General features: G+C 71.6%; 10 protein-coding genes. 7 read left to right on the forward strand and 3 right to left on the reverse strand.

Going from position 1 to position 12,226, the window contains the following annotated elements; genetic code table 11:
* Window position 1: 1 nt before the first annotated feature.
* From ACGFWI_RS11640 to ACGFWI_RS11660, 5 genes are all read left to right on the forward strand, one after another.
* Entirely contained in the window at window positions 2-967 is a 966-nt protein-coding gene (locus tag ACGFWI_RS11640; protein ID WP_393905768.1) for a carbohydrate ABC transporter permease, read from the forward strand.
* A complete protein-coding gene (locus ACGFWI_RS11645; RefSeq protein ID WP_393905769.1) occupies window positions 964-1,851 on the forward strand; it encodes a carbohydrate ABC transporter permease in 888 nt (295 codons plus the stop codon). The genes ACGFWI_RS11640 and ACGFWI_RS11645 overlap by 4 nt, the downstream gene beginning before the upstream one ends.
* A 91-nt stretch (window positions 1,852-1,942) precedes the next feature.
* Window positions 1,943-3,259, forward strand: a complete 1,317-nt coding sequence (locus tag ACGFWI_RS11650) for a glycosyl hydrolase (protein WP_393905960.1) — start codon at window positions 1,943-1,945, stop codon at window positions 3,257-3,259.
* A complete protein-coding gene (locus ACGFWI_RS11655; RefSeq protein ID WP_393905770.1) occupies window positions 3,256-5,343 on the forward strand; it encodes an endo-beta-N-acetylglucosaminidase in 2,088 nt (695 codons plus the stop codon). Before ACGFWI_RS11650 ends, ACGFWI_RS11655 begins: the two co-directional genes overlap by 4 nt.
* Window positions 5,344-5,413: 70 nt before the next feature.
* Window positions 5,414-8,455 carry an alpha-mannosidase gene (locus ACGFWI_RS11660; protein ID WP_393905771.1) on the forward strand — a complete coding sequence of 1,014 codons (3,042 nt, stop codon included), beginning with the start codon at window positions 5,414-5,416 and terminating at the stop codon, window positions 8,453-8,455.
* Between the two features lie 35 nt (window positions 8,456-8,490).
* On the opposite strand, the gene ACGFWI_RS11665 is transcribed toward ACGFWI_RS11660, so the two are convergent.
* The gene (locus ACGFWI_RS11665) at window positions 8,491-8,790 is read right to left on the reverse strand and encodes a hypothetical protein (RefSeq protein WP_393905772.1); all 300 of its coding nucleotides are present in this window, start codon (window positions 8,788-8,790) and stop codon (window positions 8,491-8,493) included.
* A gap of 196 nt (window positions 8,791-8,986) precedes the next feature.
* On the opposite strand from ACGFWI_RS11665, the gene ACGFWI_RS11670 reads away from it, so the two are divergent.
* Window positions 8,987-10,012 carry an alpha/beta hydrolase gene (locus ACGFWI_RS11670; protein WP_393905773.1) on the forward strand — a complete coding sequence of 342 codons (1,026 nt, stop codon included), beginning with the start codon at window positions 8,987-8,989 and terminating at the stop codon, window positions 10,010-10,012.
* 116 nt (window positions 10,013-10,128) lie between these two features.
* Window positions 10,129-10,320, forward strand: coding sequence for an antitoxin (locus ACGFWI_RS11675; protein ID WP_393905774.1), 192 nt, complete (start codon window positions 10,129-10,131; stop codon window positions 10,318-10,320).
* A 151-nt stretch (window positions 10,321-10,471) separates the two neighbouring features.
* Here ACGFWI_RS11675 and ACGFWI_RS11680 read toward each other — a convergent pair whose 3' ends face one another.
* Both ACGFWI_RS11680 and ACGFWI_RS11685 read right to left on the reverse strand, forming a co-directional pair.
* Window positions 10,472-10,675: a cold-shock protein gene (locus ACGFWI_RS11680; RefSeq protein WP_006601696.1), complete on the reverse strand. Its 204-nt coding sequence runs from the start codon at window positions 10,673-10,675 to the stop codon at window positions 10,472-10,474.
* 293 nt (window positions 10,676-10,968) lie between these two features.
* Complete coding sequence (locus tag ACGFWI_RS11685; protein ID WP_393905775.1) at window positions 10,969-12,216, reverse strand: D-alanyl-D-alanine carboxypeptidase family protein; 1,248 nt, start codon at window positions 12,214-12,216, stop codon at window positions 10,969-10,971.
* Window positions 12,217-12,226 lie beyond the last annotated feature (10 nt).

Consider the following 12,226-nt stretch of genomic DNA (forward strand, 5'->3'; position numbering starts at 1 on the left):
CGTGAAGACCGATACGACACCGCACAGGCGGGGCGCCACCGCCCTCTCGCCGGCCACCGCTCCCCCGCCGTCCCCGGCACCGCGGCGACGCAGCGGCATCCGTACGCATCTGCCGTCCAGCCCCTGGCTGTTTCTGGCCCCCGGGCTGCTGATCGTCGCCGCATTCAGCCTGTATCCGTTCCTGAGCACGGTGGCCCATTCCTTCACCGATGCGCGCACCCTCACCACGGGGCAGTTCGTCGGCGGCGCCAATTACCGGGAACTGATCCATGACGCCATGTTCTGGACGGGGCTGCGCAACAGCCTGCTGTACGTCCTCGGCGTCGTACCGCTGCTGGTGATACTGCCGCTGCTGCTGGCGATGCTGGTGCAGCGGCAGATTCCCGGGATCACCTTCTTCCGGGCCGCGTTCTACACGCCGGTGGTCGCCTCCGTCGTGGTCGTCGGGCTGATCTGGGTGTGGCTGCTGGACGACCGCGGGCTGATCAATGCGCTGCTGGAGGGCCTGGGCTTCGGCAGGGTCGGCTTTCTCAGCGATCCATGGCTGCTGCTGCTCAGCGCGATGGCGGTCACGGTCTGGAAGGGCCTCGGCTACTACATGATCATTTATCTGGCGGCGCTGGCCAATGTCCCCAGGGAGCTGCACGAGGCATGCGCCGTCGACGGTGCGGGGGCGGTGCGCCGCTTCCTGACCGTCACGGTCCCCGCGGTGCGCTCCACGATGGTGCTGGTGGCCGCGCTCTCCTCGGTCGGCGCCTTCAAGGTGTTCTCCGAGGTCTATCTGATGGCCGGTCCGACCGGCGGCCCAGGCGGTGAGGACACCACCTTGGTGATGCTCGTCCAGCAGATCGGCACCGGCCTCAGCGGGCGGGTCGGCTATGCCTCCGCGCTGTCCGTCGTGGTCTTCGTGCTCACGCTGGGCCTGATGCTGCTGGTGCTGCGCGCCAACCGCAAGGAGGACCGATGAGCATCCTCGCCCGGCAGGAGCCGGACCGCCGGGCCGGGCGGGAGCGTGCCGGGCGGCGGCGGATGCCGCGGTGGCAGCTGCTGCTCCGCTATCTCCTGCTGCTCGCCGTGCTGGGACTGACCATCGGGCCGTTCCTGTGGCAGCTGTCCACCTCGCTCAAGGGCGCCGGCGAGGACATCTACCGCTCTCCGCCGAGCCTGCTCCCGCACCGGGTCACGCTCGGCAACTACAGCGGCGTCGCAAGGATCATCCCCGTCTGGGACTTCGCCCTGAACTCCCTCAAGGTCGCCCTCGCCAATGTGCTCACCAACTGCGTGGGCGCGGCGCTCGCGGGCTATGCGCTGGCCCGGATGCGCTTCAAGGGCCGTCGGACCGCGCTGGTCGTCTTCGTCATGGCGATGCTGGTGCCGGTCGAGAGCATCATGATCGCTCAGTTTGTGACGATGCGGGAGCTGCAGCTCAACAACACCCTGCTCGGGGTGGTGCTGCCCGGCTGCATCGGGGCGATGAATGTGCTGCTGATGCGCAACGCCTTCGCGGGTCTGCCGTACGAGGTCGAGGAGGCCGCGTACGTCGACGGCGCCAACGCCTGGCAGCGGTTCGTGCGGATCGCGCTGCCGTCGGTCCGGGGCACCCTCGCGGTGGTGGCGATCTTCGCCTTCATGGGGGCCTGGGACGACTTCCTGTGGCCGCTGATCGTGCTGAGCGACCAGTCGAAGTTCACCCTGACCATCGGCCTGAACTTTCTGCACGGCACCTTCGCCGACAATCAGCGGCTGGTCGCGGCGGGCACCGTCATCGCCGTGCTCCCGCTGATCGTGCTGTTCGCCTGTCTGCAGCGCTCCTTCTTCCGCGGTGTCGGCGAGGGCGCCGTCAAGGGCTGACCGCTCACCCGGCCACGCCCCCGCCCCGCCCCGCTCCCCACTCACAGGAAGCTCCCTGCCCGTGCCGCACACCACCCGCCGCCCGGCGCACTTGTGCGCCGACACCCCACCCGGCCAAGGGCCCCGGCCGCGCTTCGGCGCCAACTACACGCCCACGCACGGCTGGTTCCACCACTGGCTGGACTTCGACCTGGACTCCGTACGCGCCGACCTCGACTCCCTCGCCGCCCTCGGCCTGGACCACATCCGGGTCTTCCCGCTCTGGCCGGTGTTCCAGCCCAACCGCACCCTGATCCGGCCGCGCGCCGTGGAGCAGCTGGTGCAGCTGGCGGACGCCGCTGCCGAACGCGGCCTCGATGTCAATGTCGACGGGCTGCAGGGCCATCTGTCGAGCTTCGACTTCCTGCCTGCCTGGACGCGGACCTGGCACCGCCGCAACCTCTTCACCGACCCCGAGGTGCTGTCGGGCCAGGAGGAGTATCTGCGGACGCTGGCGGCCGCGCTCGCCGACCGGCCCAACTTCCTCGGGATGACACTCGGCAACGAGATCAACCAGTTCTCGGACGGTCCGCACCCGGACCCCGACCGGATCACCGACGCGCAGGCCACGGCCTGGCTGGAGCGGATGCTGGCGGCGTGCGAGGCGGGCGCGCCGGGGCGGATGCATCTGCATGCCGCGTACGACGCCGCCTGGTACCGGGACGGTCATCCCTTCACCCCCGCCCAGGCCGCCCGGCTGGGCGCCGTCACGGCCGTGCACTCCTGGGTGTTCAACGGCACCGCCCAGCGGCACGGCCCCACCGGCACCGCCACCGAGCAGCACGCCGCCTACCTCATCGAGCTGTCCAAGGCCTGGGCGAGGGACCCGCACCGCCCGGTGTGGCTTCAGGAGGTCGGTGCCCCCGCACCGCACATCCCCGAGGGGCGGGCGGCACGGTTCACCGAGGCCACCGTCGTCAACGCGCTGGACTGCCCGGACGTCTGGGGCGTCACCTGGTGGTGTTCGCACGATGTGTCGCGCTCGCTGGCGGACTTCCCCGAGCTGGAGTACGGGCTGGGGCTGCTCGACAGCGACCGTACGGTCAAGCCCGCGGGGAAGGCGATGGCGGCGCTGGTCGCGGAGAGGCGCGGCCGTACGCACCGTCCGCCGGTACGGACCACCGCGCTGGTCGTCGACGTCGGCGGGGGCGAGGCCGCGCCGGACCGCTCGGTGTGCGCGCCCGGCGGCCCGGTCTTCGAGTCCTGGGCCGAGCTCACCGCCCAGGGCGCCCGCCCGGCCCTCGTACTGGCCGAACTCGCCGCCGACAGCGCACATTTGACGTCCCGTGGCATCACCGAGGTCTGCACACCCGACGCGGTCGGCCGCCGGCCGTCGCCGGCCGTCCCCCACCGGAGGAGCACCTCATGAACCGGCAGCCGTCCCCCGTCCCGCGCCGCCGTGTGCTGCTGGCCGGGGCGGGCGCCGCGGCCGCCCTGCTCGGTCCGTCCCTCGGGGGTGGCCCCGCGGCGGCGGCCGGCCGGCCCCGGGCCGGCGCCGCGGATTCCCTGCAGCCGTATGCGTCGTACTGGTTCCCCGACTCGCTGCCGTCTGGCACGCCCGGGGACGGCATCACCTGGCGGAGCCTGGCCGCCTGGACTCCCGGAGGCGACCGGGATCTGGCGTTCAACACGGCGACGGTGCCGCTCGCCGAGCGGTTCACCCCGGTCCCGGCGAACACCACGGCCCGCGCCTGCCAGGCCCGGATCAGCGCCCTTGCGGCCTTCGACCACACCGCGGGCAACCCGTCGCAGGGCTCGGCGACCGCCGACTACTACGCGCCGACCCACTGGGCGTACCTCGATGAACTCGTCTTCTGGGGCGGCTCGTCCGGCGAGGGCCTGATCCTGGCGCCGAACGCGCCGGTCGTCGATGCCGCTCACCGTCATGGCGTCCCCGTGCTGGGCACGGTCTTCCTCCCGCCGGTCGCCTACGGCGGGCAGCTGCGCTGGACCCGCGACCTGGTGCAGAAGGACTCGGCGGGGCGCTTCCCGCTCGCCGCGAAGCTGGTGCAGGTCGCGACGGTGTACGGCTTCGACGGCTGGTTCCTCAACGCGGAGACCGGTGGCGGCGACGCCGCACTGGCCGCCGATATGCAGGCCTTCCTGCGGGCGCTGCGCGCCGCGGGCGCCGGGCACGGTCTGCGGATCACGTGGTACGACGCCATGAACACGACCGGGCAGGTCGGCTGGCAGGGTGCGCTCGACGCGCTCAACCAGCCGTTCTTCCAGGACGCTGCCGGACCGGTCGCCGACTCGCTGTTCGTGGACTTCCGGTGGAACGCCCGGCGGCTGGCGGACTCGGGGCGGCTGGCGGAGCAACTGGGCCGTAGCCACTACGAGTTGTGGGCCGGGGTCGATGTCGAAGCGGCGGGCTGGGACAGCGACACGGACTGGGACGCCATCATCCCCGGCGGGCGTGATCATGTCGTTTCGTACGGCTTCTACCGTCCCGAGTGGACTCTCGGCCATCTGCCCGAGGGGCGTACGCCCGGCCAGTTCCATGCCGCTGACGACCGGTTCTGGTCCGGTGCGGGCCTGGATCCGACCCGCCCCGGCGGCAGCGGCTGGCGGGCGCCGGCCTCCGCCGTCGCCGACCGCTCGACGCTCACCACGCTGCCCTTCGCCACCACCTTCAACACCGGCCATGGTCTGCGCTGGTACGAGGACGGCGTGGCCACCTCCGCCGCCCCCTGGAACCACCTCGGCCTGCAGGACCGGCTGCCCCCGAGGCGCTGGGCGGTGCGGACGGCGGGGCAACGCCCCGAGGTGTCCCTCGACTTCGCCGAGGCGTGGCGCGGTGGCAGCAGTCTGCTGGTGCGGGGTGTGCTCGACGCCCCTGCCACCCTGGAGCTGTTCCCTGCCCGGCTGCCGGCCGGCGCCACCACGGTGCTCGACCTCACCCATCGTCTTGACCCGGCCTCGGGGCCGGTGACCGTCGAGGTGGCGGTCGCGCTGCGGGAGGCGCCGGCGCCGGGCGAACCGGCCCCGTACTCCTATCTGCCGGCCGGGGTCCTGGAGCCCGGCAGCGGCTGGCGCACCACGTCCCTGCGCCTCGGCTCCCCCGGCCCGGGGACCGTGCACGCCCTGGGGGTGCGGCTGACCGGCCGCGCGGGCGCCGCGGTGGCCTGGCGGCTGGGGGCGCTCGCGGTGCGCGATACCGCCGGATCCCCCGCCGCGCCCAGCGGGCTGACCGTCATCGGCACCGCCACCACGGACGGGGCGACCGCGGTACGGCTGAGCTGGCGGCGCGCCACGGGCCCGGTGCGCCACTACGAGCTGCACCGCCGATTCCCGGACGGGAAGCGGGAGTTCCTCGGCGGCACCTGCGGTACGGCCTTCTACGTACCGGGCCTGCGGCCTGCACCGGGCGAGCCGGCCGCCCGGCTCGAAGTGCGCGCCGTGCACGAACTGTTCACCGTCTCGAAGCCGTCAACGACCCAGCTGCCCTGGTAAGTCACGACGGTCACCGGTTCGCCGCCGCCCCACCCCCACCCCCACCCGCAACGCTAGGGAGCCCTCCCCCATGCATGACGACCGCGCACTGATCGAAGCCCGCCTCCAGCGGGTCCTGGACGAGCGCATCCGGCCCGCGCTGTATCCGGAGTCGGTTCCCCTGGAGGTCGCGGCCTGGGTCGCGCCGGGCGAGCCCGTGCCGGTGGCCGAGGGCCTGGCCGCCACCCATACGCCGGTGTCGGTGGGTGACGCCTGGGGCGCGCCCTGGGGTACGACGTGGTTCACGGTCCGAGGCGAGGTGCCGCGGGCGTGGGCGGGCCGCACCGTGGAGGCGGTGCTCGATCTGGGCTTCGACGAGCGGATGCCGGGCTTCCAGTGTGAGGCGCTGGTCCATCTGCCCGACGGCACCCCGGTCAAGGGGATCAATCCGCGTAATCAGTGGGTGCGGGTGGGCGCGCCGGTGCGCGGCGGTGAACGCGTCGAGTGGCATCTGGAGGCCGCGTCCAACCCCGTCGTCCTCGATGTCCACCCTTTCCGGCCCACCCCGTTGGGTGACCGGGAGACGGCGGGCAGCGAGCCCCAGTACCGGCTGGCACGGATGGATCTGGCCGTGTTCGACACCGAGGTCTGGGAGCTGATCCAGGATTTCGAGGTGCTGGGTGAGCTCATGAGGGAGCTTGCGCTGGACAGCCCGCGGCGCTGGGAGCTGCTGCGGGCGGTGGGCCGGGCGCTGGACGCGGTGGATCTGCAGGACGTCAACGCGACGGCGCTGGCGGCCCGTGCGGAACTGCGTGGTGTGCTGTCGGCGCCGGCCGGGGCTTCCGCGCACCGCATCAGCGCGGTGGGGCATGCGCATATCGATTCGGCGTGGCTGTGGCCGCTGCGCGAGACGGTACGGAAGGTGGCCCGTACGACGTCGAACATGACGGCGCTGCTGGAGGACGAGCCGGAGTTCGTTTTCGCCATGTCGCAGGCGCAGCAGTACGCCTGGATCAAGGAGCACCGGCCCGAGGTCTACGCCAAGGTCAAGAAGGCGGTCGCGGAGGGGCGGTTCGTGCCGGCGGGCGGTATGTGGGTGGAGTCGGACACCAATATGCCCGGATCGGAGGCGATGGCGCGGCAGTTCGTGCACGGGAAGCGGTTCTTCCTGGAGGAGTTCGGCGTCGAGAACGAGGAGGCATGGCTGCCGGACACCTTCGGTTTCGCCGCGGGGCTGCCGCAGATCATCAAGGCGGCGGGGTCGAAATGGCTGCTGACGCAGAAGATCTCCTGGAGTCAGATCAATGCGTTTCCGCATCACACCTTCCGCTGGGAGGGCATCGACGGCACCCGGATCTTCACCCACTTCCCGCCGGTGGACACCTACAACTGCCAGCTGGCGGGCAGCGAAATCGCCCATGCGGCACGGAACTTCAAGGACAAGGGGGTGGCCAGGCACTCGCTCGCACCGACCGGCTGGGGCGACGGCGGCGGTGGCACCACCCGCGAGATGATCGCCAAGGCCCGCAGGCTGCGTGATCTGGACGGTTCGGCGACGGTGGAGTGGGAGCGGCCCGCGGACTTCTTCGCGAAGGCCGAGGCGGAGTATCCCCAGGCGCCGGTGTGGGTGGGCGAGCTGTATCTGGAGCTGCACCGTGCGACCCTCACCAGCCAGGCGAAGACCAAGCGCGGCAACCGGCGCAGCGAACAGCTGCTGCGGGAGGCCGAACTCTGGTCGGCGACGGCGGCCGTGCTGGCGAAACACCCCTATCCCTACGGGGCGTTGGACCGCGTGTGGAAGACGGTGCTGCTCCACCAGTTCCATGACATCCTGCCCGGTTCCTCCATCGCGTGGGTGCACCGGGAGGCGGCGGCGACCTACGCGGCGGTCGCCGCCGAGCTGGAGGACATCATCACCTCCGCCGTGGCCGCGCTGGCCGGCCGCGGAGACGCGGAGCTGGTGGTGAACTCCGCGCCGCACGCCCGCGGTGGGGTCGCGGCCGGGGCCGTGGCCCCCTCGGTGGGCGAGGGGCCCGAGGTGGTAGCCGTGCCGCGCGACGGCGGAGGATTCACGCTCAGCAACGATCTGCTGCGGATCGAGATCGACGGGCGCGGCCTGGTGGTCTCCGCCTACGACCGGGCGGCCGGACGCGAGACCGTCGCGCCCGGCGGTGCGGCGAATCAGCTGCAGATCCACCCGGACTTCCCCAACATGTGGGACGCCTGGGACGTCGACGCCTTCTACCGCAATGTCGTCACCGATCTGACGGACGCGGACGAGGTCGTGCTCGGCGAGGTGTCCGGGGACGGCGCGACGGTGCGGGTCACCCGTACGTTCGGCGACTCCCGCGTCGTGCAGTCGCTGACGCTGGCGCGCGGGCAGCGGCGGCTGGACATCGACACCGAGGTCGACTGGCACGAGACCGAGAAGTTCCTCAAGGCCGCGTTCCCGCTGGACCTGCATGCCGGACGCTATGCGGCGGAGACCCAGTTCGGCCATCTGTACCGGCCCACCCACACCAACACCAGCTGGGAGGCCGCCAAGTTCGAGGCCTGTGCGCACCGCTTCGTCCATCTCGAAGAACCGGGCTGGGGCGTGGCCCTGGTCAATGACGCGACATACGGCCATGACGTCACCCGTACCGTCCGGGAGGACGGCGACCGTGGCACCACCACGACCGTCCGGCTCTCCCTGCTGCGGGCTCCGCGGTTCCCGGACCCGGAGACCGACCAGGGTCTGCACCGCTTCCGCTATGCGCTCGTCCCCGGCGCCGCCATCGGCGACGCGGTGCGCGAGGGCCATCGGATCAACCTGCCCGAGCGCCGGATCACCGGTGCCGGAGCGGTTGCGCCCCTGGTCACGGTCGACAACGACGCGGTGGTGGTCACCGCGGTCAAGCTTGCCGACGATGCGAGCGGCGATGTGATCGTCCGCCTCCACGAGGCACGCGGCGGGCGCGCCACGGCCACCCTGACCACCGCCTTCGAGCCGGCCGACGCCATCGCCACCGATCTGCTGGAGCGCCCCGCCGACGACGGTCCGGTGCTCGACCGGCAGGGGCACGCCGTCCGGATGAGGCTGCGCCCGTTCCAGATCGTGACGGTGCGGCTGGCCCGCGCGGGCGGCCGGTAGCAGCCGGGGAACGGCGGGCGGGCCCGGGGTGCGGCTTACGCCCCGGGCCCGCCCGAGGGCCGCCGTGCGTCACGGCAGGTGTCACGGCGCTGCTCCTGCCGCCGCTCACGCCCGGTGCCGCGCCCGGCTGCCCGGCCACGGTCCGGTGGGCGGCCGTACGCCGCTTCGTGGTCCGGATCGCGGCCCGGGTCCAGGCCCAGCATGTCCATCAACAACGACAGATCGTTCCCGTCCCGCGCACGGCCGGCCAGCGCCTTCCTGGCGAGCCGCCGTTCCTCGTCGCACGGCACGGCGCGCGGCGCGGGGTCATCGGCACTGCGGTGTTCATCGCTCACCGCTGCATTCTCGGCCGGACCGCACGGCCGTGCCCGTCGAGCGAGCCGACGGCCGCCCGGAGGATTCCGCCGGGGCCGCACTGCTCCACATGGGTGAACCAGGCCCGGAAAGACGGCTCACGGCAGGGGAACCCTCGACGCCTCTTTTCCCTCTTTATGGGCACTTGCACTTGATCATCCAGTCGCGGAGTCCCCCTTGAAACGCCCTTACGCCGTCGCGCTCGCGGCCATGCCCGTCGCCGCCTGCGCACTGCTCACCGGCTGCTCGGAGACCGGAAACCCGGTCGACTTCAACGCCGGCGCCAAGAATGACGGCGCCGCGCGGGTCCGGCCCGTCGACGACGACACCCTCATGCCGACCGGCCCCAAGAGCGACTTCCGTAGCACCCGGACACTGGACGACGGCACCCATATAGCGCGGACGACGCTGCGGGGCCCGAAGTCCGGCGTCACCGGAAGCGTCTGGGTCTGGGCGCCGAAGGAGTACCACGACCCGAAATACGCCAAGAGCGGATTTCCGGTGCTGATAGCCCTGCCGGGTGGCCTGGGCAGCCCGAAGGAGCCCGGCGGTGTCACGAATTACTGGGTGGGCGGAGATATCGAGCTGCCGGAGAACCTCACCCGGTGGACCGCGGAGGGCAAGAGCCTCCCGTTCATCGTGGTGATGCCGATGCTCAACCCGGACACCCGCTATCACGACGCCAGCGACATACCCGGCCGGCAGAAGATGGGGACCTGGCTGACGGACGACGTCGTCCAGCTGGCCAGGGCCAATTTCCGTACCTTCAAGTCCCGTGACGGCTGGGCCTTCATGGGGTCGTCCTCGGGCGGCTTCGCCGGGCTGAAGTCCGTGCTGAAACACCCGGAGAAGTTCAAGGCCGCGATAGCCAGCGGCCCGGACATGGTGCCGGATTCGCCGTTGTGGGCGGGGCATCGGGCACAGCAGGAAGCCAACAGTCCGGAAAAGCTCGCCCAGCGGCTGCTGCGGAAGGGCGGTCCGGACGTCTACCTCGCCTTCCAGGCCGGCACCAAGGAGTCCGCCGCCGTCACCGCCCCCGTACAGCGGTTCTGCCGGACCTACGGCAAGGGCCCGATCCACACCGCCCTGCAGCTGATACCCGGCGGCCGGCACAACGCCTGGGACTACCAGAAGGGCATGGCCGCCGGTTCGATCAAGTTCATCAGCGAGCGGATGAAGGCACCGGTACCGAGCGGCTCCTGAACCGTGCGCCACGGCGGGCCGGGGAAGCCCCGGCGGTGCCCCGCCGCGCGGATGCAGATCACCTGGGGGAGGGCGATGCTGGAGACGTGGGGGGTCCGTGGTGAGGAGGACGACTCATGTCCATGATGGACAAGATCAAGAACATGCTGAAGGGCCACGAAAGCCAGACGGACAAGGGCATCGACAAGGCCGGCGACATGGCCGACGACAAGACCCAGGGCAAATACAAGGGCCAGGTCGATACGGCCCAGGAGAAGATGAAGGACCAGTTCGGCGGACAGGGCCAGGACCGGCCCCCGCAGACCTGAGCCGGCGGCTCCTCGGCGGAGGCCCGCCCGCCCGCGAGGGCAGGCGGCCCTTTGCCGCCGTCCGCGGCCGATCGGGTGAGGCCCGCGGCGCACCACGCGTCGGCGCCCGCCCCCGGGCCGGGAACGGGCGCCGACGGCGAGTCCGCCGGACCTACGCCAGGCGGATCTTCTCCGCCTGGGGGCCCTTGTGCCCCTGGGTGACCTCGAAGGTCACCTTCTGGCCCTCCTGCAGCTCGCGGAAGCCCGTGGCATCGATGTTGGAGTAGTGCGCGAAGACGTCGGCGCCGCCACCGTCCTGCGCAATAAAGCCGAAGCCCTTCTCCGAGTTGAACCACTTCACCGTGCCGGACGCCATTTCCGTCTCCTTCGTTCAATGGGCTCGAATCGGGTTCCGCGCACTGCGGACCCCGGAGGTGATCGCCCTGGTCCGGAGACGCGCTACACAGCAAGGACGCCCGTGAATGCGACACGGGCGCCCGGCACTTCGGAACCACGACAGCTGATCAGGACGCTACACCGAGCGACGCCCGGCAGGCCGCACAACCGTGACGGACGCGTCGCCCTTCACCGGGCAAGGCCATCGTGCGTCCTCCGTATCCCTGACCGATCGGATGGATGTACGACGGCCGGCGGCGGGAGGGCACGGCCTCAGTCGGACTCCTCGCCCGCCCCCTCGGCCGGCTTGCGCCGACGCCACCACAGACCGGTGCCGAGCCCGGCGAGGGCAATGACCCCGACGGCTCCGGCGGCGGAGAGGAACCACCAGTACCGCGCATGGGCGTCGACGTCCGGCTGCGCCGCGACCGCTGCCCTGTGCAGCGGCATGACGGACCGCGGCCGGTGGGCGACGGGCTGCGACCGGCCGCTGCCCTCGCCGAGCTCCAGGGTGGGCAGTGCGCCGACGGCCGCGGCCCGGGGAGCCGCCTCGAATCCCCAGTCCAGCAGGTTGCGGGCCTCCTCGTAGACGGCGTTCCGGCTGCCGGACTGCGGGTTCATCACGGTGACCAGCAGCGTCCGGCCGTCGCGTCGGGCGGCGGCGATCAGGGTGTTGCCGGCGTGGCTCGTATAGCCGTTCTTCACCCCGATCAGGCCGTCGTACGGCTTGACGCCGTGCGAGCCGACCAGCAGCCGGTTGGTGTTCTGGATGCCGAACGCGTCCGGACCGCCTTCCTCCGGCAGCTCCGTCTGCTTCGTCGAGGCGAAGTGGGCGAAGTCGGGGTCGGTCAGGCCGGCCCGCCCGAAGAGCGTCAGGTCATAGGCGGACGAGAACTGGCCCGGCGTGTCGAACCCGTCGGCGGACGCCACGGTGGTGTCGCGGGCGCCGAGGCTGTACGCCATCTCCTGCATATCGTCGATGGTCTTGTCCCAGCCACCGTTCATGCCGGCCAGGGTGTGTACCGCATCGCTGCCCGAGCGGAGGAAGACGCCGTGCCACAGGTCGGCGACGCGATAGGGGAGGTCTTCCTTGAGGCCGGCGAGCGAGCTGCCCGCCTCGACACCGGCCAGGTCCTGGAGGGAAACGGTGTGGACCTCCCCCTGGGAGAACTTCGGCAGCACCGTCACGGCGAAGAGCGTCTTGAGGGTGCTGGCGGGGGGCAGTGGCCGGTGGGCGTCCTTGGCCGCGAGGACCTTGCCGCTCGCCATGTCCGTCACCATCCACGACAGGGCGGAGACATCCGGTGGCTCCGGCACGTCCGGCCTGGGCCGGAACCGCACCCCCCGGCCGTCCAGCCGGCTGGTGGCGTGGACCGGATCGGCCACGTGCGCGGCGGCCCGCAGGTCGTCGATGCCATGGGGGCCATCGGCGGCCGCCGGGCCGGGCACGGCCAGCAGGCTCACGGCACAAACGGTGGCTGCGGTAACGACTCTGACGGGGGCCCAACTCGCGGTCGACATGTGGCCCACG

The organism is Streptomyces sp. NPDC048434, assembly GCF_043200375.1.
Lineage (GTDB): Bacteria > Actinomycetota > Actinomycetes > Streptomycetales > Streptomycetaceae > Streptomyces.

Bases quoted from the DNA above. Each gene is read 5' to 3' on its own strand.
- ACGFWI_RS11645 (WP_393905769.1), top strand. From the start codon at position 964: ATGAGCATCCTCGCCCGGCAGGAGCCGGACCGCCGGGCCGGGCGGGAG.
- ACGFWI_RS11655 (WP_393905770.1), top strand. From the start codon at position 3,256: ATGAACCGGCAGCCGTCCCCCGTCCCGCGCCGCCGTGTGCTGCTGGCC.
- ACGFWI_RS11660 (WP_393905771.1), top strand. From the start codon at position 5,414: ATGCATGACGACCGCGCACTGATCGAAGCCCGCCTCCAGCGGGTCCTG.
- ACGFWI_RS11675 (WP_393905774.1), top strand. From the start codon at position 10,129: ATGTCCATGATGGACAAGATCAAGAACATGCTGAAGGGCCACGAAAGC.
- ACGFWI_RS11680 (WP_006601696.1), bottom strand. From the start codon at position 10,675: ATGGCGTCCGGCACGGTGAAGTGGTTCAACTCGGAGAAGGGCTTCGGC.
- ACGFWI_RS11685 (WP_393905775.1), bottom strand. From the start codon at position 12,216: ATGTCGACCGCGAGTTGGGCCCCCGTCAGAGTCGTTACCGCAGCCACC.